Annotated in this window: 17 protein-coding genes and 1 pseudogene; 17 read left to right on the top strand and 1 reads right to left on the bottom strand. The window is 73.0% G+C overall.

Annotation, left to right across the window (positions count from 1 at the left end):
* Positions 1-51: 51 nt before the first annotated feature.
* Positions 52-729 carry a GntR family transcriptional regulator gene (locus ACT2CW_RS38470; protein ID WP_138916813.1) on the top strand — a complete coding sequence of 226 codons (678 nt, stop codon included), beginning with the start codon at positions 52-54 and terminating at the stop codon, positions 727-729.
* A gap of 49 nt (positions 730-778) precedes the next feature.
* Here ACT2CW_RS38470 and ACT2CW_RS38465 read toward each other — a convergent pair whose 3' ends face one another.
* Positions 779-1,060: a ribosomal protein L7/L12 gene (locus ACT2CW_RS38465; RefSeq protein WP_164432248.1), complete on the bottom strand. Its 282-nt coding sequence runs from the start codon at positions 1,058-1,060 to the stop codon at positions 779-781.
* A gap of 222 nt (positions 1,061-1,282) precedes the next feature.
* Here ACT2CW_RS38465 and ACT2CW_RS38460 point away from each other — a divergent pair, with 222 nt between their 5' ends.
* The 16 genes and pseudogenes from ACT2CW_RS38460 (at position 1,283) to ACT2CW_RS38385 (ending at position 22,308) form a co-directional block, all read left to right on the top strand.
* Positions 1,283-2,464, top strand: a complete 1,182-nt coding sequence (locus ACT2CW_RS38460; protein ID WP_037957794.1) for an ROK family transcriptional regulator — start codon at positions 1,283-1,285, stop codon at positions 2,462-2,464.
* Between the two features lie 370 nt (positions 2,465-2,834).
* On the top strand, positions 2,835-4,364 hold the full coding sequence (locus ACT2CW_RS38455) for a sugar ABC transporter ATP-binding protein (RefSeq protein WP_164432254.1): 1,530 nt from the start codon (positions 2,835-2,837) through the stop codon (positions 4,362-4,364).
* 125 nt (positions 4,365-4,489) lie between these two features.
* Positions 4,490-5,437 (top strand): ABC transporter permease, encoded by a 948-nt coding sequence (locus ACT2CW_RS38450; RefSeq protein WP_445520046.1) that lies wholly within the window; start codon positions 4,490-4,492, stop codon positions 5,435-5,437.
* On the top strand, positions 5,434-6,492 hold the full coding sequence (locus tag ACT2CW_RS38445; protein WP_086885567.1) for a substrate-binding domain-containing protein: 1,059 nt from the start codon (positions 5,434-5,436) through the stop codon (positions 6,490-6,492). The genes ACT2CW_RS38450 and ACT2CW_RS38445 overlap by 4 nt, the downstream gene beginning before the upstream one ends.
* A gap of 60 nt (positions 6,493-6,552) precedes the next feature.
* The gene (locus ACT2CW_RS38440) at positions 6,553-7,743 is read left to right on the top strand and encodes a Gfo/Idh/MocA family protein (protein ID WP_164432256.1); all 1,191 of its coding nucleotides are present in this window, start codon (positions 6,553-6,555) and stop codon (positions 7,741-7,743) included.
* A gap of 14 nt (positions 7,744-7,757) precedes the next feature.
* Positions 7,758-8,765, top strand: a complete 1,008-nt coding sequence (locus ACT2CW_RS38435; RefSeq protein ID WP_020867529.1) for a sugar phosphate isomerase/epimerase family protein — start codon at positions 7,758-7,760, stop codon at positions 8,763-8,765.
* 283 nt (positions 8,766-9,048) lie between these two features.
* Complete coding sequence (locus ACT2CW_RS38430) at positions 9,049-11,502, top strand: carbohydrate-binding protein (protein WP_445519950.1); 2,454 nt, start codon at positions 9,049-9,051, stop codon at positions 11,500-11,502.
* 70 nt (positions 11,503-11,572) lie between these two features.
* Positions 11,573-13,075: a ThuA domain-containing protein gene (locus ACT2CW_RS38425; RefSeq protein WP_445519949.1), complete on the top strand. Its 1,503-nt coding sequence runs from the start codon at positions 11,573-11,575 to the stop codon at positions 13,073-13,075.
* Between the two features lie 466 nt (positions 13,076-13,541).
* The gene (locus tag ACT2CW_RS38420; protein WP_445519948.1) at positions 13,542-14,684 is read left to right on the top strand and encodes an inositol-3-phosphate synthase; all 1,143 of its coding nucleotides are present in this window, start codon (positions 13,542-13,544) and stop codon (positions 14,682-14,684) included.
* A complete protein-coding gene (locus ACT2CW_RS38415) occupies positions 14,681-15,760 on the top strand; it encodes an SCO3242 family prenyltransferase (protein ID WP_445519947.1) in 1,080 nt (359 codons plus the stop codon). The genes ACT2CW_RS38420 and ACT2CW_RS38415 overlap by 4 nt, the downstream gene beginning before the upstream one ends.
* Positions 15,757-16,659 carry a sugar phosphate isomerase/epimerase family protein gene (locus ACT2CW_RS38410; protein ID WP_445519946.1) on the top strand — a complete coding sequence of 301 codons (903 nt, stop codon included), beginning with the start codon at positions 15,757-15,759 and terminating at the stop codon, positions 16,657-16,659. Before ACT2CW_RS38415 ends, ACT2CW_RS38410 begins: the two co-directional genes overlap by 4 nt.
* 596 nt (positions 16,660-17,255) lie before the next feature.
* A pseudogene (locus ACT2CW_RS38405) lies at positions 17,256-17,723 on the top strand (EboA domain-containing protein); the annotation flags it as partial.
* Positions 17,723-18,610, top strand: a complete 888-nt coding sequence (locus ACT2CW_RS38400) for a TatD family hydrolase (RefSeq protein WP_445519945.1) — start codon at positions 17,723-17,725, stop codon at positions 18,608-18,610. The pseudogene ACT2CW_RS38405 and the gene ACT2CW_RS38400, both read left to right, overlap by 1 nt.
* A gap of 10 nt (positions 18,611-18,620) precedes the next feature.
* The gene (eboE, locus tag ACT2CW_RS38395) at positions 18,621-19,799 is read left to right on the top strand and encodes a metabolite traffic protein EboE (RefSeq protein ID WP_445519944.1); all 1,179 of its coding nucleotides are present in this window, start codon (positions 18,621-18,623) and stop codon (positions 19,797-19,799) included.
* Positions 19,796-21,253 carry a nucleotide pyrophosphatase/phosphodiesterase family protein gene (locus ACT2CW_RS38390; RefSeq protein WP_445519943.1) on the top strand — a complete coding sequence of 486 codons (1,458 nt, stop codon included), beginning with the start codon at positions 19,796-19,798 and terminating at the stop codon, positions 21,251-21,253. The genes eboE and ACT2CW_RS38390 overlap by 4 nt, the downstream gene beginning before the upstream one ends.
* Positions 21,250-22,308: a sugar phosphate isomerase/epimerase family protein gene (locus tag ACT2CW_RS38385; RefSeq protein WP_414080910.1), complete on the top strand. Its 1,059-nt coding sequence runs from the start codon at positions 21,250-21,252 to the stop codon at positions 22,306-22,308. The genes ACT2CW_RS38390 and ACT2CW_RS38385 overlap by 4 nt, the downstream gene beginning before the upstream one ends.
* The last annotated feature ends 7 nt before the right edge of the window (positions 22,309-22,315 follow it).

Genomic DNA, 22,315 nt, shown 5'->3' with positions numbered 1-22,315 from the left:
CGCATCCGGTGAATCCGGACATCCGGTGAACAATGAACCAGAGGGGGCGCGATGCTGTCCAGGGGACTACCGCAGGGCGCGGTGCCGAAGCTGGAGCGGCCCGGGCCACTCCGCGAGCGCGTCTACGAGGCGCTGCTCGAACTCATCACCACCCGCGCCCTCCGCCCCGGCCAGCACCTCGTGGAGAGCGAGCTCGCCGGTCATCTCGGCGTCTCCCGCCAGCCCGTGCGCGAGGCCCTCCAGCGGCTCAACACCGAGGGCTGGGTCGATCTGCGGCCCGCCCAGGGCGCGTTCGTCCACGAGCCCACCGAGGAGGAGGCCGATCAGCTCCTTACGGTGCGCACGCTCCTCGAGGCCGAGGCCGCCCGGTTGGCCGCAGCCGGGGCCGACGAGACCGGCGTGGCCGCCCTGGAGGACCTGTGCGCGAAGGGCGAGCGCGCGGTCCTGGACGACGATGTGGACGGCGCGGTCGCGGCCAACGCCGAATTCCACGCCAAGGTGATGGAGCTCGCCGGAAACGTGGTCCTGTCCGAACTGGCCGCCCAGGTGGACCGCCGGGTCCGCTGGTACTACACCCCGGTCGCCCGCCAGCGCGGCAAGCAGTCCTGGATCGAGCACCGCGAGCTGATCGCGGCCATCGCCGCCGGCGACGAACACGGCGCCACGGCCGTCATGCGCGCCCACACCGAACACACCCGCCGCACCTACCACGACCGCGAGCGCCCCTGACCCGGTTCGCCGGTTCGCCGGTCCGCCGGTCCGCCCGGCACCGCGGCCTTCAAGCCACCTCCATGCGCTCGACCGCGTCCTTGGCCTCCTTCAGACCGGCGTCGGTGAGCTCCCGGTAGACCTTGATGGCCTCGATCTTCTTGCCCTGCCGCACCAGGGCCATCACCCGCTCCATGCCGGGCTCCGCCACCTGGATGCCCAGATGGTCGAGGACCAGATCCAGCTTGCGCTCGATGCGGTCCGCCCTGCGCTGGATCTTCTGAATCCTCGACTCCAGCAGCGAATACAGCAGGATGAGGGCCATGATCACGATGTACGCCGCTATCTCCATGAGCGATGATCGTAGTGGCCGAAGTCTTTCGCCGAGCATGGACTCCTGGGCGGGCGCCCTGGCGCGCTGTCGCGAAAGCGACGTGGCTTTGTCCTGAGACAGGAGAAAGTCGGAGCCAATTGCGGCGCAAGTTCTTCCCACTCCCGACAACCGCTGCTACGTTCCCCGTGAAAGCCCGGCCACGTGGATGCCGATGACGGCGGGAGGGGCAGCGTGAGGCGCATGACGGCACGACCGGCCAACGCGCATCAGGCGCGATTGCTTCGCCTGCTGCGCGACGGCGGCCCCAACTCCCGAGCTCAGCTGGGCGATGAGATCGACCTGTCGCGTTCGAAGCTGGCCGTGGAGATCGACCGGCTGCTGGAGACCGGGCTGGTGGTCGCGGACGGGCTGGCGGCCTCGCGGGGCGGCCGGCGCTCGCACAACATCCGGCTCGCGCCCGGGCTGCGGCTGCTCGGCGTGGACATTGGCGCCACCTCGGTGGACGTCGCCGTGACCAATGCCGAACTGGAGATTCTCGGCCACCTCAACCAGCCCATGGATGTGCGCGAGGGGCCCGTCGCGGTCTTCGAGCAGGTGCTGGACATGGCCGCGAAGCTCCGGGCGTCCGGGGTGGCCGAGGGGTTCGACGGGGCGGGCATCGGAGTGCCAGGCCCCGTGCGGTTCCCCGAGGGCGTGCCCGTGGCGCCGCCGATCATGCCGGGGTGGGACGGCTTCCCCGTACGGGAGGCGCTCAGCCAGGAACTCGGCTGCCCGGTCATGGTCGACAACGATGTGAACCTCATGGCGATGGGGGAGCAGCACGCGGGAGTCGCCCGTTCCGTCAAGGACTTCCTCTGCGTGAAGATCGGCACGGGTATCGGCTGCGGGATCGTCGTCGGCGGTGAGGTCTACCGCGGTACGACGGGCAGCGCGGGCGACATCGGCCACATCCAGGCCGAACCCGACGGCCGCCCCTGCGCCTGCGGCAACCACGGCTGTCTGGAGGCGTACTTCGGCGGCGCGGCGCTGGCCCGCGACGCCGAGGAGGCCGCCCGCGACGGCCGGTCCGCCGAACTCGCCGCCCGGCTGGAGGAAGTGGGCAGCCTCGCCGCCACCGACGTCGCCGCGGCGGCCTCGGCGGGCGACGCGACCGCGCTCGACCTCATCAGGGACGGCGGCACCCGTACGGGCCAGGTCATCGCCGGGCTCGTCAGCTTCTTCAACCCCGGTCTGGTGGTCATCGGCGGCGGTGTCACCGGGCTCGGTCATACGCTGCTCGCCGCCATACGGACCCAGGTCTACCGCCAGTCCCTGCCCCTGGCCACCGGCAACCTCCCCATCGTGCTGGGCGAACTCGGCCCGGCCGCCGGGGTCACCGGCGCCGCCCGCCTGATCAGCGACCACCTCTTCTCACCGGCCTGACCGCCTGATGGCCACCACCGCATGACCGCCTGACCGCCTGACCCCGTCCGGTCCCGGCCGGGCCGCACCTCGGCACAGCGCAGCAGCAGCACGGCATCCGCACCGCACCGCACCGCACCGCACCGCAACGCTTCGCACCGCCCCTCGGCGTACGCCACGTCGAGGCACGAGCCGCACCACCGAGCCGTACACCACCCGGCACCAGACCCCACCGGGCCGCGCCGCTACCCCGTCGCGCCCCGCCACCCCATCACGGCACCGCCACGCCCCCGCGCACCCGCACGCCCAAGCGACCCGCACCGCATACGAGCGACAGCACCGCATACGAGCGACAGCACCGCATCGAGCGACCCCGCCGAGGAGGCCCGCCATGGCACCGGCACCACCCGACCCGCGCCCACTCCTCACCATGTCCGCGATCACCAAGTCCTTCCCCGGCGTACGGGCCCTGGACGGCGTCGACCTCGATGTCGAAGCGGGCGAGGTGCACTGTCTGCTCGGCCAGAACGGCGCGGGCAAGTCCACCCTCATCAAGGTGGTCGCCGGGGCGCATCAGCCCGACAGCGGCGAGATCCTCTGGCGTGGCGAACCGGTCACCCTCAAATCGCCCATCGCCGCCATGCGCCTCGGCATCGCCACCATCTACCAGGAACTCGACCTGGTGGAGGGGCTGTCCGTGGCCGAGAACGTCTTCCTCGGCCATGAGATGGCCACCGGCGGTTTCGTCCGCTCCCGCGCGGCCCGCACCGCCACCGCCGCCCTCCTCACCCGGCTCGGGCACCCCGAGATCGACCCGGGGCGGCTGGTGGGGGACCTGTCCGCGGCCGGGCAGCAGATCGTTTCGATGGCCCGCGCGCTCTCCCACGACGTTCAGTTGATCGTGATGGACGAGCCGTCCGCGGCCCTCGACCCCGACGAGGTCGACAACCTCTTCCGCATCGTCGGCGATCTCACCGCCGCCGGGGTCGCCGTCGTCTACATCTCGCACCGGCTGGAGGAGATCCGCCGGATCGGCGACCGCGTCACCGTGCTCAAGGACGGCCGCGCCGCGGCCCGCGGGCTGCCCGCGCGCACCACCCCGACCCGCGAGGTCGTGGCGCTGATGACGGGCCGGGACGTGGAGTACGCGTTCCCGCGCCGCACCACGGCGCCTCCGGTCGCCACCGCCACGCCCGTGCTGCGGCTGGAGAACCTGGGCCGGGCGGGGGAGTTCGAGCCGATCGACCTCGAGGTGGCGCCCGGCGAGATCGTCGGGCTGGCCGGACTCGTGGGCTCCGGGCGGTCCGAGATCCTGGAGACCGTCTACGGCGCCCGCCGCCCCACCTCGGGCCGGGTCGTGGTGGACGGCCGCCCGCTGCGCCCCGGCAGCGTGACCGCCGCCGTGCGCGCCGGGCTCGGTCTCGCCCCCGAGGAGCGCAAGGCGCAGGCGCTGCTGATGCTGGAGTCCGTCACCCGCAATGTCTCGGTCTCCTCGCTGACCCGCTTCTCCCGCGCCGGATGGGTGGACCGCGGCGCGGAGCGGGCGGCGGCCCGCCGCTGCGTCCGCGATCTGTCGCTGCACCCCGACGACCCGGAGCGGCCGGTGCGCACCCTATCCGGCGGCAATCAGCAGAAGGCCGTACTGGCCCGCTGGCTGCTGCGCGGCTGCCGGGTGCTGCTGCTGGACGAGCCGACGCGCGGGGTGGACGTCGGCGCCCGCGCCGAGCTGTACGCGGTGATCCGCCGACTCGCCGACGACGGCATGGCCGTCCTTCTCGTCTCCAGCGAACTGCCCGAAGTCCTGGGCCTCGCCGACCGGGTGCTGGTGCTCCGCGAGGGCCGCGTCGTCCATACGGCGCCCGCGCGGGAGCTGGACGAGCACCGCGTCCTCGATCTCGTCATGGAAGGGAGCCCGTCGTGAATTCACCCGGGAGCAGGCCGGCGTCGCCGCCTCCGGCCGACCCCGCCCCGGTACCGGGCGCGGGCGCCACGCTGACGGCCGGTCCGGTCGGCAAACCGCCGGCCGGCCGTACCGACACCGATCCGCTGAGCAGGCTGCGGCGCCTGGCCGACCTGCGCAACCTCTCGCTCCTCGGGGTGCTGGCGGTGCTGGTCGCCGTCGGCGGCATCACCAAGCCCGATGAGTTCCTCAGCACCGACAACCTCCAGCTCGTGCTCACCCAGGCGTCCGTCATCGGTGTCGTCACCGTCGGCGTGACCTTCGTCATCACCAGCGGCGGCATCGATCTGTCGGTCGGCGCGATCGTCGCGCTCGCCTCGGTGTGGGCCACCACGCTCGCCACCCAGGACTACGGGCTCGGCGGCATCCTGCTGTGCGCGGTCCTGGTGGGGCTCGGCTGCGGACTGGTCAACGGGGTGCTCATCGCGTACGGCGGGATGGTCCCGTTCATCGCCACCCTCGCGATGCTCGCCTCCGCCCGCGGCCTCGCCCTCCACATCAGCGACGGCAAGACCCAGGTCGTCACCGTCGACCAGGTCCTGGACCTCGGGCTCCCGGACGCCTACGTCCTCGGCACACCACCGCTGGTGATGATCTTCGCCGCCGTCACCGTGGTGGGCTGGCTGGTGCTCAACCGCACCACCTTCGGTCGGCGCACGGTCGCCATCGGCGGCAACGCGGAGGCGGCCCGGCTCGCGGGCATCGACGTCAAACGGCAGCGGCTGCTGCTGTATCTGCTCTCCGGGCTGTGCTGTGGTGTCGCCGCCTTCATGCTGGTCGTCCTCACCGGCTCGGGCCAGAACACCAACGGCAACCTCTACGAACTCGACGCCATCGCCGCCGCGATCATCGGCGGCACGCTGCTCAGCGGCGGCCGCGGCACCATCACCGGCTCCGTCCTCGGCGTCCTCGTCTTCACCACCATCACCAATCTGTTCGCCCTGAACAACCTTCAGAGCGATGTCCAGCAGATCGCCAAGGGCGCGATCATCGTCGCCGCCGTCCTGGTACAGAAGGGTCGTTCGACGCCATGAGGTATGCCAAGAGCTCCTCCTCCGCCACCAGTCGCAGAAACCTCCTCCTGGGCACCGCCGCGGCGGGCGCGCTGTTCGCCGCCGGGTGCACCAGCAACGAGAACAACGACGACGGCGACAACGCCAAGCAGGCCGCGAACACGGCCAATGACAAGCCCGGTAAGGCGGTCACCATCGGCTTCGCCGGGCCGCAGGCCGACCACGGCTGGCTCAACGCCATCAACGAGCAGGCCAAGCGGCGCGCCAAGGAGTACAAGGACGTCACCCTGGAGGCCACCGAGGGCTCCAACGACACCGCCCAGCAGATCGGCCAGATCGAGACCCTCATCAACAAGAAGGTCGACGTCCTGGTCATCCTGCCCGCCGACGGCAAGGCGCTCACCCAGGTCGGGCTCAAGGCCATGCGGGCGGGCATCCCGGTGGTCAACCTCGACCGGATCTTCGCCTCGCCGCAGGCGTACCGCTGCTGGATCGGCGGCGACAACTACGGCATGGGTCTCAACGCCGGGCGCTATATCGGCGAGCAGCTCAAGGGCAAGAAGAACGCCAAGGTGATCGAGTTGGCGGGGATCGACAACCTGGAGCTGACCCGGCAGCGCACCGAGGGCTTCAACGACGCCCTGAAGAACTACCCCAACATCAAGAAGGTCGGCCGCCAGGCCGCGGAGTTCACGGTCGAGTCGGGCCAGGCGAAGATGGCCCAGCTGCTCCAGGCCCACTCCGACTTCGACGCCCTGTGGAACCACGACGACGACCAGGGCGTGGGCGCCGAGCGCGCCATCAAGCAGGCCGGGCGCGATGACTTCCTCATGGTCGGCGGCGCGGGCGCCAAGCACGCCATGGACGCCATCAAGGCCGACAACAGCGTGCTGAAGGCCACCGTGCTCTACCCGCCCACCATGGCCGCCTCCGCCATCGACCTGGCCCGCGCGCTGGGCCAGGGCAAGGGCGTCGGCGGCCTCGCGGAGCTGGAGATCCCGGCTTCTCTCACCCTCTACTCCGCCGTCGTCACCAAGGACAACGTGGACGAATACCTCCCCACGGGATTCAGCTGAGCCCTGTTGAGGGCCAGACCCCCCACCTCGCGTCGGTTTGCGATCGTCAGAAGGAGTCCCATGGAAAATCCTGAAGCGAAGACACTCGGCGTCGGCATGGTCGGCTACGCCTTCATGGGCGCCGCCCACTCCCAGGGCTGGCGCACCGTCGGCCGTGTCTTCGACCTCCCCGCCCGCCCCGCGATGTCCGCCGTCTGCGGGCGCGACGCGGACGCCGTACGGGCCGCCGCGGACCGGCACGGCTGGGCCGCCGCCGAAACCGACTGGCGGGCGCTGATCGCCCGGGACGATGTGCAGGTGGTCGACGTCTGCACCCCCGGCGACAGCCATGCCGAGATCGCCATCGCGGCCCTGGAGGCGGGCAAGCACGTGCTGTGCGAGAAGCCGCTCGCCAACTCCGTGGCCGAGGCGGAGGCCATGGTGGAGGCGGCGCGGCGGGCGCGGGAGCGCGGCCAGGTGGCGATGGTGGGCTTCAACTACCGCCGCGCGCCCGCGATCGCGTACGCCCGCCGGATGGTGGCGGACGGGCGGATCGGCATGCTGCGGCATGTGCGGGTCACCTATCTCCAGGACTGGATCGTGGATCCGGAGTTCCCCCTGGTGTGGCGGCTGCGGCGGGAGTACGCGGGCTCCGGCGCCCTGGGCGACCTGGGCTCGCACATCGTCGACCTGGCGCAGCATCTGGCCGGGGAGCGGCTGGTCGGCGTCTCGGCGCTCACCGAGACGTTCATCCGGGAGCGGCCGCTGCCGGCCGGCGCGGTGGCCGGGCTCGGCGGCTCCGGGGCGGGCGGGGCGGCGCGCGGGCCGGTGACGGTCGATGACGCGGCGCTGTTCACCGGGCGGTTCGGCTCCGGTGCGGTGGCGTCGTTCGAGGCCAGCCGGTTCGCCGCGGGCCGTAAGAACTCGCTCAGGATCGAGCTCAACGGCGATCGCGGTTCGCTCGCCTTCGATCTGGAACGCCTCAATGAGCTGTCCTTCCACGACCACACCGAGCCCGCGGTCGACTCCGGCTTCCGCCGGATCCTGGTGACCGAACCCGAGCACCCCTACCTCGAGGGGTGGTGGCCGCCGGGCCACGCCCTCGGCTATGAGCACACCTTCGTCCACCAGGCGCGGGACATGGTGCTCGCGATCGCCGACGGCACCGGCCCCGAGCCGTCCTTCGAGGACGGGCTCCAGGTGCAGCGGGTGCTGGCAGCCGTGGAGGAGAGCGCGGAGAAGAACTGCGTCTACACCCCCGTACCCGTCTGAGGAGGAGGCCCGGAATGCCCAGACCCTTCACGCTCTTCACCGGCCAGTGGGCCGACCTTCCCCTGGAGGAGGTCTGCCGGCTGGCCCGTGACTTCGGCTACGACGGACTGGAACTCGCCTGCTGGGGCGATCACTTCGAGGTGGACCGGGCGCTCGGCGAGTCCGGCTATCTGGACGGGCGGCGCGAGCTGCTGGAGAAGTACGGCCTCAAGTGCTGGGCCATCTCCAACCACCTGGTCGGCCAGGCCGTGTGCGACTCGCCCATCGACGAGCGCCACAAGGCCATCCTGCCCGCCCGGATCTGGGGCGACGGCGAGGCGGAGGGCGTAAGGCGGCGGGCCGCCGCCGAGATGGCCGACACCGCGCGCGCCGCTGCCGCCTTCGGGGTGCGCACCGTCATCGGCTTCACCGGCTCCTCCATCTGGCATCTGGTGGCGATGTTCCCGCCGGTGGTGCCGGGGATGATCGAGCGGGGCTACGAGGACTTCGCCGAGCGCTGGAACCCGGTCCTGGACGTCTTCGACGCCGAGGGCGTGCGCTTCGCCCACGAGGTGCACCCCAGCGAGATCGCCTACGACTACTGGACCACCCACCAGGCGCTGGAGGCCGTCGGCCACCGCCCCGCCTTCGGGCTCAACTTCGACCCCAGCCACTTCGTCTGGCAGGACCTGGACCCGGTCGGCTTCCTGTGGGACTTCCGGGACCGGATCTACCACGTGGACTGCAAGGAGGCCCGGAAGCGGCTGGACGGCCGCAACGGCCGCCTCGGCTCCCATCTGCCCTGGGGCGATCCCCGCCGCGGCTGGGACTTCGTCTCCGCGGGCCATGGCGATGTGCCGTGGGAGGACGTGTTCCGGATGCTGCGCTCGATCGGCTACGACGGTCCGGTGTCGGTCGAGTGGGAGGACGCCGGGATGGACCGGCTCACCGGCGCCCCGGAGGCGCTGGCCCGCCTGAAGCACTTCGACTTCGACCCGCCGACGGCGTCGTTCGACGCGGCCTTCGGCGGCGGGGACAAGTAGCCCGGCCCGTCCGGGCATCGAGGACCCGCCCAAGGGCCCCTGGGTGGGGGACCGCGCACCGCGCCCCCACCCAGCTTTGTCCTGCCCGTGGATGAAGCGGTACCTGTTTTGTGTCAAAGGGGTTTCCGGACCGGACAAACCCCGCTACGGTCCTTGAGATGTACCGGTCACCCAGGGGCCCCTCGCCCCGGACCGGTCATCCCGGCGCGACGGCGCGCGCCTGTGCCAGTCACGGCGGCCTGACGGCCCGCCCGTACCCCCCCTCTTTCCACGGAGGATCAGCGTGCACAGGAAAAGGCTTCGACTGCGCGGACCCCTCGCGCTCGTCACGAGCGCACTGCTCGTCGGCGCGGGGCTCGCGTTCACCGCACCCCAGGCGGGCGCGGAACAAGCGGACCAACCGGCCCCGGCAGCCGAGCAGTTCCAGCAGGTCACCCTCGCCAAGGGCGTGGAGGAGACCGGTGAGCCCATGACGCTCGCCGTGCTCCCCGACCGCTCCGTGCTGCACACCTCGCGCGACGGCACCCTGTGGCTGACCGACGCCACGGGCGAGACCAAGGTGTCCGGCAGGCTGCCCGTCTACTCGCACGACGAAGAAGGGCTCCAGGGCGTCGGCATCGACCCCGGCTTCGCCGACAACCGCGCCATCTACCTCTACTACGCACCCCCGCTCGACACCCCCGCCGGTGACGCTCCCAACGAGGGCACGGCCGCCGACTTCGCCAAGTTCGACGGCGTCAACCGCCTCTCCCGGTTCACCCTCAACGCCGACGGCACCCTGAACACCGGCAGCGAGAAGAAGGTCCTGGACGTCCCGGCGTCCCGCGGCATCTGCTGCCACGTCGGCGGGGACATCGACTTCGACGCGGACGGCAACCTGTATCTGTCCACCGGCGACGACAGCAACCCGTTCGCCTCCGACGGCTTCACCCCCATCGACGAGCGGGAGAACCGCAACCCCGCCTATGACGCCCGGCGCTCCGCGGGCAACAGCAACGACCTGCGCGGCAAGGTCCTCCGCATCAAGGTGGCCGACGACGGCTCGTACACCATCCCGGACGGCAACCTCTTCGCGCCCGGCACCGAGAAGACCCGGCCCGAGATCTACGCGATGGGCTTCCGCAACCCCTTCCGGATCAGCGTGGACAAGCCGACCGGCACGGTCTACGTCGGCGACTACGGACCGGACGCCGGAGCCGCCAACCCCGAGCGCGGACCGGGCGGCGCCGTCGAGTTCGCCCGGGTGACCAAGCCCGGCAACTACGGCTGGCCGTACTGCATCGCCGACAACAAGCCGTACCGCGACTACGACTTCGCCACCGGCACCTCCGGCCCGGCGTTCGACTGCGCCGCGCCCAAGAACACCTCGCGGTACAACACCGGGCTCACCGATCTGCCGCCCGCGCAGCCCGCCTGGATCCCGTACGACAACGACTCCGTGCCCGAGTTCGGCTCCGGCTCCGAGTCCCCGATGGCCGGGCCCGTCTACCGCTATGACGCCTCGCTCGACTCCCCGGTGAAGTTCCCCGAGTCCTACAACGGGAACTTCTTCGCGGGGGAGTTCGGCCGCCAGTGGATCAAGCGGATCGAGCAGGGCGCCGACGGGGCCGTGCAGAAGATCAACGACTTCCCGTGGTCCGGCACCCAGGTCATGGACACGGCCTTCGGCCCGGACGGCGCGCTGTACGTCCTCGACTACGGCCTCGGCTACTTCAACGGCGACGAGCACTCCGCGCTCTACCGGATCGAGAACGCCACCGACGGCCACTCGCCCATCGCCGAGGCGAGCGCCGACCGCACCTCCGGCAAGGCGCCCATGAAGGTCGCCTTCTCCTCGGCGGGCACCTCGGACGCCGACGGCGACACCCTCGCCTACAACTGGGACTTCGGCGACGGCACGACCTCCGCCGCCGCCAACCCCACCCACACGTACCGGAAGAACGGCACCTTCACCGCGACCCTCACCGTCAAGGACCCCACCGGCCGCACCGCCAGCGCCAATGTGCACCTCACGGTGGGCAACACCGCGCCCAAGGTGACGCTGCAACTGCCCGCCGACGGCCAGCTGTTCGCCTTCGGTGACGAGGTCCCGTTCAAGGTGAAGGTGACCGACCCCGAGGACGGCACCGTCGACTGCGCCAAGGTCAAGGTCACCTACATCCTCGGCCACGACAGCCACGGCCACCCCGTGACCACGGCGAACGGCTGCTCCGGCACCATCAAGACCAACGCCGACGGTGAGCACGACCCCAACGCCAACATCTTCGGGGTCTTCGACGCCGAGTACACCGACGGCGGCGGGGGCGGCCAGCCGCCGCTGACCACCCACGACCAGTCCATCGTCCAGCCCAAGCACCGCCAGGCCGAGCACTACGGGAAGAGCCAGGGCGTCTCGGTGATCAACCACACCCCGGCCAACGGCGGCAAGACGGTCGGCAACATCGAGAACGGGGACTGGATCTCCTTCACCCCGTATGCGCTGGGCAACGCCAAGGACTTCACCGCACGGGTCTCATCGGCGGGCGCCGGCGGCACGCTGGAGATCCGCAGCGGCTCCTCGACCGGACGGCTGCTCGGCACCGTCACCGTGCCGGTGACCGGCGACTGGGAGACCTTCCAGGACGTCAAGACGACGCTGACGAAGCCCCCGACCGGTACCACCACGCTGTCGCTCGTCTTCAAGGGCGGTGCGGGAGCGCTCTTCGACGTGGACGACTTCACGATCGGCACCGGCTGACGCCCGGGGCCCGGGGCGGCGGCCGTACGCGGCCGCCGCCCCCGGCCCGGGAGGAAGGAGCACGACGGATATGCACCCGCACACCTCTCCGCACACCTCTCCGCCCCCCAGACCCGGCTCCGGGCCCGGCTTCGGATCCGGCTCCGGACTCGGTTCCGGAACCCGCTCCGGAAGCCGCTCCGGAAACCGCTCCGGAAACCGCTCCCGGCGTGGGGCGCGGCTCGCCGCCGTCGGGGCCACGCTGCTGCTCGCCCTGACGGCCCTGCCCGCCGCCGCGTCCGGGGCCGCCGCCTCCGGCGCCGCCGACGACGACCGAGTCCTGGTCTTCTCCAAGACGGCCGGCTTCCGCCACGACTCGATCCCCGACGGCATCGCCGCCATCAAGGAACTCGGCGCCCAGAGCGGCTTCGCCGTGGACGCCACCGAGGACGGCGCGGCCTTCACCCCCGACAACCTCGCCCGCTACGACGCCGTCGTCTTCCTCTCCACGACCGGCGACGTCCTCGACACCGCCCAGCAGTCCGCGTTCGAGGGCTATGTGCGGGCGGGCGGCGGCTACGTCGGCGTCCACGCGGCCGCCGACACCGAGTACGACTGGCCCTTCTACGGGGGCCTGGCCGGGGCGTACTTCCAGTCCCACCCCGCGATCCAGCGGGCCACCGTGAACGTCGAGGACCGGGCCAACCCCGCGACCGCGCATCTGGCGCCGACGTGGGAGCGGACGGATGAGTGGTACAACTACCGCACCAACCCCAGGGAGCGGGTGCGGGTCCTCGCCACGCTCGACGAATCCTCGTACCAGGGCGGCGCGATGGGCGAGGACCACCCCATCTCGTGGTGCCAGGAGTACCGGGGCGGCCGCGCCTTCTACACCGGCTTCGGCCACACCAAGGAGTCCTACGCCGACCCCGCCTTCCGGCAGCACCTGCTCGGCGGCATCCGCTACGCCACCGGCGCCGCACACGCCGACTGCCGCCCCGAGCAGGGCTACCGCCCGCTCTTCGACGGCACCTCGACGGACGGCTGGAAGCAGGCGGGCCCGGGGAGCTTCACCCTCGACACCGCGTCCGGGACCCTCAGCTCGACGGGCGGCATGGGGATGCTCTGGTACGAGGCGCGCGAACTGCGCTCGTACTCGCTCAAGCTGGACTGGAAGATGGCGGGCGACGACAACTCCGGTGTCTTCGTCGGCTTCCCGGCCTCCGACGACCCCTGGTCGGCGGTCAACAACGGCTATGAGGTGCAGATCGACGCCACCGACACCCCCGATCACACCACCGGTTCGGTCTACGGCTTCCAGTCCGCGGACCTCGCCAAGCGGGACGCGGCGCTGAACCCGCCGGGAGAGTGGAACACGTACGAGATCCGGGTGCAGGGCGAGCGGCTGCGGATCTGGCTCAACGGCGTGAAGATCAACGACTTCACCAACCGGGACCCGGCGCGCAGCCTGCTCCAGGGCTACGTCGGCATCCAGAACCACGGGGAGGGGGACGAGGTCTCCTTCCGCAACATCCGCGTCAAGGACCTGCCGGCGAAGGGCAGCGGCCACCACCAGCACCACCACGGCGGCTAGGACCCCCGGTCCGCCGTCCCGACGGCCCGAGGGGAGCCGTGGGGACGGCGTGGCGGCGGGCAGGAGTACGCCGCCTCCTCCCGCCGCCACCCCCACCACCTGTCCAGCGCCGTAACCCTGACGGCCCCGGGCCACCCGCCCGGCGGCTCCGGCCGCCCCGCCCCGGCCCCGACTCCCGGGCGCGGGGCGGCCTCGGCCACGTCCGCCCGACCACATCACCCTTGCGCCATGCCCGCCCGGCCAACTCCACCCCGCGCCACGCCCGAACCGGCGCCACCACCCCCGCGTCGCGACAGCCCGACCGCACCACCCCCGCGCCACGTCCGCCCGGCCAACTCCACCCCCCGCGCCACGACCGAACCGGCGCCACCACCCCCGCGCCACGACCGAACCGGTGCCACCGACGCGGATCCGCGCCACCCCGAACCACCTGCGCAACCCACGCCCATCCCCCGGGAGGCAGCCAGTGACCACCCGTCCCGACGACATCACCCCACTCCGCGGCGCACCCCGTACGGGGGTCTGGCTCATCGGCGCTCGCGGTTCCGTCGCCACCACCGCCGTGGCGGGCTGCGCCGCCGTCGCCGGGGGGCTTCAGCCGCCGACCGGAATGGTCACCGAGACCGAGGCGTTCGCGGACAGCGGCCTGCCCGCGCTCGCCGACCTCGTCTTCGGCGGCCATGACACCGCCGCCACCCCGCTGCCCAAGCGGGCCGAGGCGCTGGCCGCCGACGGGGTGCTGCCGCACGGGCTGCCCGCTGCCGTACGCGGCGAACTCGCCGCCGCCGACGGGGCCGTACGCCCGGGCGGGCCACAGCCCGGCGACGGCCGTGGCGAGGAGGAGCTGATCGCGGCGTTCGCGGCCGACCTCACCGAGTTCATCCGCACGCACGACCTCGCCCGCGCCGTCGTCGTCAACGTCGCCTCCACCGAGGCGGCCCCGGAGGACGCCGGGACGCTGCCGCCCAGCTCGCTCTACGCGGCCGCCGCGCTGCGCGCCGGATGCCCGTACGTCAACTTCACGCCCTCCACCGGGCTCCACCACCCCCGTCTGCGCGAGCGGGCCGAGCGCTCCGGGCTGCCGTACGCGGGGCGCGACGGCAAGACCGGGCAGACGCTGCTGCGGTCGGTCCTCGCGCCGATGTTCGCCCAGCGGGCGCTGGCCGTGCGGAGCTGGTCCGGTACGAACCTCCTCGGCGGCGGCGACGGCGCCGCGCTCGCCGACCCGGGCGCCGCGGCGGCCAAGAACGCGGGCAAGGCACGGGTACTCTCCGACACCCTCGGCGAACTCCCCGACGGCGAGCTGCACATCGACAACGTGCCCGCGCTCGGCGACTGGAAGACCGCCTGGGACCACGTCTCCTTCGAGGGCTTCCTCGGCTCGCGGATGATCCTCCAGACCATCTGGCAGGGCTGCGACTCGGCCCTTGCCGCGCCGCTCGTCCTCGATCTGGCCCGGCTGACCGCCCGCGCCCATGAGGCCGGCCTCACCGGACCGCTCCCCGAACTCGGCTTCTACTTCAAGGACCCGGACGGCGGCCCGGCCGCCCTCGCCGACCAGTACGCGGCGCTCATCGGCTTCGCCGGGCGGCTGCGGGGCCGGTCGTGACGGGGGCCACGAGCACGTGGGGGACGTGGGGCGACTGGGCCGAACTCCTAAGAATCTCCGCCCTGTTCACCGTGCCAGGTGACGCCCTGGCGGGCGCGGCCGCGGCCCGGCGCGGCCCCAACCGGGGCACGGCGCTCGCGGTCTGCGCGTCGCTGTGCCTGTACGAGGCGGGCATGGCGCTCAACGACTGGGCGGACCGGGACATCGACGCCGTGGAACGCCCCGGCCGCCCGCTGCCGTCGGGCCGTATCGCCCCGGGAGCGGCGCTGACCGCCGCGACCGGGCTGACCGCCGCCGGGCTGCTCTGCGCCGCCGCCGCGGGCCGCCCGGCCCTGGCCACGGCGACGGCCCTGGCCGGCACGGTGTGGGCGTACGACCTGGGGCTGAAGAACACGCCCGCGGGCCCGCCGACCATGGCCGCCGCCCGCGCGCTTGACCTCCTCCTCGGCGCCACGGCCTCCGCCGGGCACCTCCGCCCGGCCCTCCGCCCGGCCGCCCTCCTGGGCGCCCACACCCTCGCGGTGACCACGGTCTCCCGCCGCGAGGCGACCGGCGGCTCCTCGACGGCCCCCCTCGGCGCCCTCGCGACGGGAGCGGCGATCGCCTGGGCCACGACCAGACACCCGACCCCCGCCGCGGGGCGCGGCCCTGGGATGGGCCACGGCGCGCCGGTCGCGGTGGTGAACGGAGCCACCAGCGGCGCTCCGGTGGGTGGCGCGGCTGCCGGTGGTGCTCTGGCGGGTGGCGCGGCCGCCGGTGGTGCCATCGCCGCACTCGCCAGGGGGCTCTCGCGCACGGGGCTACGCCGTGGCGGTCCGGCGAGGCGGCTCGTCGCGGCCGTGGCCGGGGTCGCCCTCGCGGGCGGGTACGTGGCCACGGTCGCCCGGCCGTTGGCGCATGCCGCGCTCAATCCGTCCCCGTACCTCCTCCAGCGTGCCGTCGGCAGCGGCATCCGCGCGATGATCCCGCTTCAGGCCGTGCTCGCCTCCCGCGCCGGGGCGCACCGTACGGCCGCGGGGCTGCTCGCGCTCATGCCCGTCGCCCGACGGCTGTCGAGAAAGGTCAGCGCGACATGAGCCGCACCGGCGACCCCGGCCGCCCCACCCCGGAATCCCTGCGCTTCGCCTACGGCACCAACGGTCTGACCGACCTCCGGCTGAGCGACGCCCTCGCCCTCCTCGCCGACCTCGGCTACGACGGCGTCTCGCTGACCCTCGACCATATGCACCTCGACCCGCTCGCCCCGGACCTCGCCGCCCGCACCCGCCGCGTCGCCCGTGACCTCGAGCGGCTCGGCCTCGGCGTCGCGATCGAGACCGGTGCCCGGTATGTGCTCGACGCCCGGCGCAAGCACCACCCCACCCTGCTCGACCCGGACCCCGAGGCCCGTGGCGCCCGGGTCGATCTGCTGCTGCGGGCCGTGCGGGTGGCTGCCGACCTCGGGGCCCTGGCCGTGCACTGCTTCAGCGGGGCGCTGCCGCCCGGTGAGTCCGCGGAGACGGCGTGGCGGCGGCTGGCGGACGCCCTCGGGCCGGTGGTCGTGGCCGCCGCGGCGGTGGGCGTCTCCCTCGCGATCGAGCCGGAGCCGGGGCATCTCCTCGCCGACCTCGCCGGGTTCCACCGGCTGCGCACGGCGCTCGGCGATCCGGCCGCCCTCGGGCTCACCCTCGACATCGGCCACTGCCAGTGCCTGGAACCCGACCCGCCCGCCGAGTGCGTCCGCGGGGCGGCGCCCTGGGTGCGGCATGTGCAGATCGAGGACATGCGGCGCGGGGTGCATGAGCATCTGCCGTTCGGCGAGGGGGAGATCGACTTCCCGCCGGTCCTGGAGGCGCTGCGCGCGGCGGGGTACCGGGGTCTCGTCGGCGTCGAGCTGCCCCGCCACTCCCACGCCGGTCCCGAACTGGCCCGCGCGTCCTTGCGGTTCCTCAAGGACGCCGAACGGGCCGCGAGCGAGGGAGGCGTCCGATGCTGACCGTGACCGAGCTCCGCGCGGCGGTGGAGCGGCGGCTGGACGAGGCGGGCCGCGCCTGGCTGGACGGCGCCCTGACGGACGCGGCGACATCCGGACCGCGCCCGGACGCACCCGGCCCCGCCCGCTGGGAGCTGGACTTCGCCTCCGCGGCCCGCCACGTCCGCCCCCCGCGGCCCGCCGCGGAAGTCCGCACCTCCCAACCCGCCACCGCGGACGGCCGCACCCCGCAATCCACCGCGGACGACCGCACCCCCCGGCCCGCCGCGGACGGCCGTACCCCCCAACGCGCCGCGGACGGCCTCACCCCGCAACCCACCGCGGACGTCCGCACCCCGCAACCCGCCGCGGACGGCCGTACCCCCCGGCCCGCCGCGGACGGCCTCACCCCCCAACCCACCGCGGACGGCCTCGCCCCCCAACCCGCCGCGGACGGCCTCGCCCCCCAACCCACCGCCGACGGCCTCGCCCCCCAACGTGCCGCGGACGACCGCACCTCCCAACGCGCCGCGGACGGCCTCACCTCCCGGCCCGCCGCCGCCGACGACCGCACCCCCCAACCCGCCACCGCCGACGACCTCGCCCCCCACGACCTCCCCGACGCCGCCCGCGTCCTCATCCTCCACGCCGCGCGCGCGGACGCGCCCACCGTCGCGCGGCTGTACGCGCACGGCACGGGCGCTGAGCGCCGGGCCGTGCTGCGGGCGCTTCCGCATCTCGGGCTCTTCGCCGGGCCCGATGCCGTACCGCTCGTCGAGGACGCCCTGCGGACCAACGACACCCGGCTCGTGGCCGCCGCCGTCGGGCCGTACGCCGCTCGGCACCTCTCGCCGCACAGCTGGCGGCAGGCCGTGCTCAAGTGCCTGTTCACGGGCGTGCCGCTCACCGCCGTGGCCGACTGGGAGCGGCGGGCGCGCGGGGACGGCGAGCTGGGCCGCATGCTCGGCGACTACGCCCGTGAGCGCACCGCCGCCGGGCGCCCCGTGCCCGGCGATCTCGACCGCGTCCTGGCCATGACCCGCGCCCTGCCCGGCGCGCCCCGCGCCCTGACCCGCGAGGAGTCCTGATGCGCATCTTCGATCCCCACATCCATATGACCTCCCGCACCACCGACGACTACGAGGCCATGTACGCCGCGGGGGTGCGCGCCCTCGTCGAGCCGTCCTTCTGGCTCGGGCAGCCCCGCACCTCGCCCGCCAGCTTCTACGACTACTTCGACTCCCTCCTCGGCTGGGAGCCCTTCCGGGCCGCCCAGCACGGCATCGCCCACCACTGCACCCTCGCGCTCAACCCCAAGGAGGCCAACGACCCGCGCTGCGCCCCCGTCCTGGACGAGCTGCCGCGCTATCTCGTCAAGGACGGCGTCGTGGCCGTGGGCGAGATCGGCTACGACTCGATGACCCCCGCCGAGGACACCGCGCTGGCCACCCAGTTGCAGCTCGCCGCCGACCACGGGCTGCCCGCCCTCGTCCACACCCCGCACCGCGACAAGCTGGCCGGGCTGCGCCGCACCCTCGACGTCGTCGGCGAGTCCGCGCTGCCCCCGGACCGCGTCCTCGTGGACCACCTCAACGAGACCACCGTCAAGGAGGCCAAGGACAGCGGCTGCTGGCTGGGCTTCTCCGTCTACCCCGACACCAAGATGGACGAGGAGCGGATGGTCGCGATCCTGCGCGCGTACGGGCCCGAGAAGGTCCTGGTCAACTCCGCCGCCGACTGGGGGAGGAGCGACCCGCTCAAGACCCGCAAGGTCGGCGACCTGATGCGTGCCGAGGGCTTCACCGAGGACGACGTCGACCTGGTGCTGTGGCGCAACCCGGTCGCGTTCTACGGGCTCAGTGGCCGTCTGGACCTGGACCTCGACGCCGAGGAGACCGCGGCCACCGCCACCCACGAGGGCAACTCCATCCTGCGCGGCGGCGGCGCCCCGGCCGCCGCGCCGACGGAACGGTGAGGAGGACCCCATGCGCTTCCGCCACCCCGACGGCTCCACCGTCCACCTCGCCTACTGCACCAATGTCCACCCCGCCGAAGACCTCGACGGCGTCGTGGAGCAGCTCCGGCTGCACTGCGAACCGGTGCGCCGCCGCCTCGGCCGCGACCGGCTCGGCATCGGCCTGTGGCTGGCCCGCGACGCCGCCCGCACGCTGAGCTCCGACCCCGCCGAACTGCGCAGGCTGCGCACCGCGCTGGACACCCGCGGCCTGGAGGTGGTCACCCTCAACGGCTTCCCGTACGAGGGGTTCGGCGCCCAGGAGGTCAAGTACCGCGTCTACAAGCCCGACTGGACCGATCCGGAGCGGCTGGAGCACACCACCCATCTGGCCCGGCTGCTGGCCGCGCTGCTCCCCGACGACATCACCGACGGCTCCGTCTCCACCCTGCCGCTCGCCTGGCGCACCCCCTTCGACGCCGACGCCGCCCGCGCCGCCCGGCGCCACCTGACCGCCCTCGCCCAGCGGCTCGACGCCATCCAGGAGCTCACCGGCCGGTCCGTCCGCATCGGCCTGGAGCCCGAGCCCGGCTGCACGGTGGAGACCACCGCGCAGGCCATCGAGGCGCTGACCGCGCCCGGCGGCCCGCCCCCGGACCGCGTCGGCGTCTGCCTGGACACCTGCCACCTGGCGACGCAGTTCGAGGATCCGCACACGGCCACAGACGCGCTCACCGCCGCCGGGGTCCCGGTCGTCAAGGCGCAGCTGTCCGCCGCGCTGCACGCCGAGGACCCGGGGCGGCCCGCCGTACGGGAGGCCCTCGCGGCCTTCGCCGAGCCCCGCTTCCTCCACCAGACCCGCACCCGGGCCCCCGAGGGCGGCGTCACCGGCACCGACGACCTCGACCAGGCGCTCGCGGGCGGGCTCGCGGACACCGCGCCCTGGCGGTCCCACTTCCACGTGCCCCTGCACGCACCGCCCGAGCCCCCGCTCACCTCCACCCTCCCGGTGCTCACCGACGCCCTGGCCCGTCTCGTCGGCGGGCCCGCCCCGCTGACCCACCACCTCGAAGTGGAGACCTACACCTGGCAGGCGCTCCCGCCCGAGCTGCGCCCGCGCACCCGTGACCGGCTCGCCGACGGCATCGCCGCCGAACTCGCCCTCGCCCGCGACCTGCTGACCGACCTCGGCCTCAAGGAGCTGCCATGAGCGACCTGAGCCACGGGAGTGACCTGAGCCACGGGAGCGACAGGAGCCACGGGCCCGGCCCCACCCCTCTCCTCGTCCTCGACGTCGTCGGGCTCACCCCACGGCTGCTGGACCACATGCCACGCCTCAAGGCGCTCGGCCGCTCCGGCTCGCGCGCCGCGCTGGGCACCGTACTGCCCGCCGTCACCTGCGCCGCCCAGTCGACGTTCCTCACCGGCACCACGCCCGCCGAGCACGGCATCGTCGGCAACGGCTGGTACTTCCGCGAGATGGGCGAGGTGCTGCTGTGGCGGCAGCACAACGGCCTGGTAGGCGGCGACAAGCTGTGGGACGCCGCCCGCCGCGCCCACCCGGGCTACACCGTGGCCAACGTCTGCTGGTGGTACGCGATGGGCTCGGACACCGACATCACCGTCACCCCGCGCCCCGTCTACTACGCCGACGGCCGCAAGGAGCCGGACTGCTACACCCGGCCGCCCGCGCTGCACGACGAACTCACCGCGAAGCTCGGCACCTTCCCCCTCTTCCACTTCTGGGGGCCGGGCGCGGACCTGGTCTCCTCGCAGTGGATCATCGACGCCACCCGCCACATCCTGCGCACCAGCCCCACCGATCTGGTGCTGACCTACCTTCCGCATCTGGACTACGACCTCCAGCGGTACGGCCCCGACGACCCCCGCGCCCACTCCGCCGCCGCCGAACTCGACACCGCCCTCGGCCCGCTGCTCGACGACGCCACCGCCCGCGGCCGCACCGTCGTGGCGCTCTCCGAGTACGGCATCACCCGGGTCTCCCGGCCGGTGGACATCAACCGGGCGCTGCGCCGCGCCGGGCTGCTGGAGGTGCACACCCAGGACGGCATGGAGTACCTGGACCCCGGCGCCTCCCGCGCCTTCGCGGTCGCCGACCACCAGCTCGCCCATGTGTATGTGCGCCGCGCGGAAGACCTGGACGCCACCCGCGCCGCCCTGGCCGGACTGCCCGGCATCGCCGAACTCCTCGACGACGAGGGCAAGAAGGCCCACGGCCTGGACCACCCCCGCTCCGGCGAGCTGGTCGCGGTGGCCGCGCCGGACGCGTGGTTCACGTACTACTACTGGCTCGACGACGCCCGCGCCCCCGACTTCGCCCAGCTGGTGGAGATCCACCGCAAGCCCGGCTATGACCCGGCCGAGCTGTTCATGGACCCCAAGGACCCCTATGTGCGGGTGCGGGCCGCCACCGCGCTGGCCCGCAAGAAGACGGGGATGCGCTACCGCATGGCCGTCGTCCCGCTCGATCCGGCCCCGGTGCGCGGCAGCCACGGCCGCCTCCCGGACCGCGAGGAGGACGGACCCGTCCTCCTCTGCTCCCAGCCCGGCGCGGTGCGCGGCGAAGTGGCCGCCACCGACGTCAAGAACCTGCTCCTCCGCCTCGCCGGCCTGACGAACGCAACCGAAGGAGACACCCCGTGAAGAGGGCCCAGGACAACCCCGAACTCGCCGAGACCCTCCGCCGCCGCAGATTCCTCGGCGTCGCCGCAGGCGCCACGGCCGCCGGTCTGCTCGGCACCGGTACCGCCGCGGCCGCCCAGACGGGCACCACTACCGCCACCACCACCGCCGCGTCGGCCCAGAACGGCCGGGGCGGCCCGCTGGTGCCCCGCGGCCACCTCGGCATCCAGCTCTACACCCTCCGCGACCAGGTGCAGTCCATCGGCTTCGCCGGTGTCTTCGAGGAACTGGCCCGGTACGGCTACGACCAGGTGGAGTTCGCCGGCTACACCCAGGGCACCGGCGACATCACGCTCAAGCAGCTGGGGCGGCTGATGCGGGACAACGGGCTGCGCGGTATCGGCAGCCACGTCGGCTACTACTCCGACGACCCGAAGGCGTACACCTTCGCCACCAATCTCACCCAGGTGCTCGACGACGCCGAGGCCCTCGGTCTGCCGCATGTGGGCACCGCCTCCGGGCCCTGGCGCTACGGCTCCACGGTGGACGGCTGGAAGCGCTGTGCGGAGGAGTTCAACACCTACGGCGCGGCCGCCAAGGCGCGCGGGTTGAAGTTCTACCAGCACAACCACGCCGAGGAGTTCTCCTTCGCGACCGACCGGCCGGACGTCCGCCTCTACGATGTGCTGCTCGCCGAGACCGACCCCGAGCTGGTCCATCTGGAGATGGACATCTACTGGGCGTATGTGGCCCAGTACCGCTTCGGAAAGAAGGCCGACGGCTCCCCGGCGCCGTTCGAGCCGCTGAACTACGTCCTGCGGGCCCCGCACCGCTATCCGCTCTTCCACGTCAAGGACGGGGAGCACGACGAGACCGTCCCCGACGGCTACCGGATGGTGGACGTCGGGGACGGTGACATCGACTACCGCCGCTTCCTGAGCGCGGTGGGCAAGACCCATGGCGGGCGGCGTGACCACCACTGGATGGTGGAGCACGACCAGCCCGCCGATTCGCTCACCACCGCCCGCCGCTCCGCCCGCTATCTGCGGTCGTTGCGGTGCGGCGGACGGGGCTGAGCGAGGG

This window comes from Streptomyces sp. NEAU-174 (assembly GCF_052665095.1).
The sequence above is the reverse complement of the archived record's forward strand: the minus strand, read 5'-3'. Positions and strand labels throughout refer to the sequence as shown.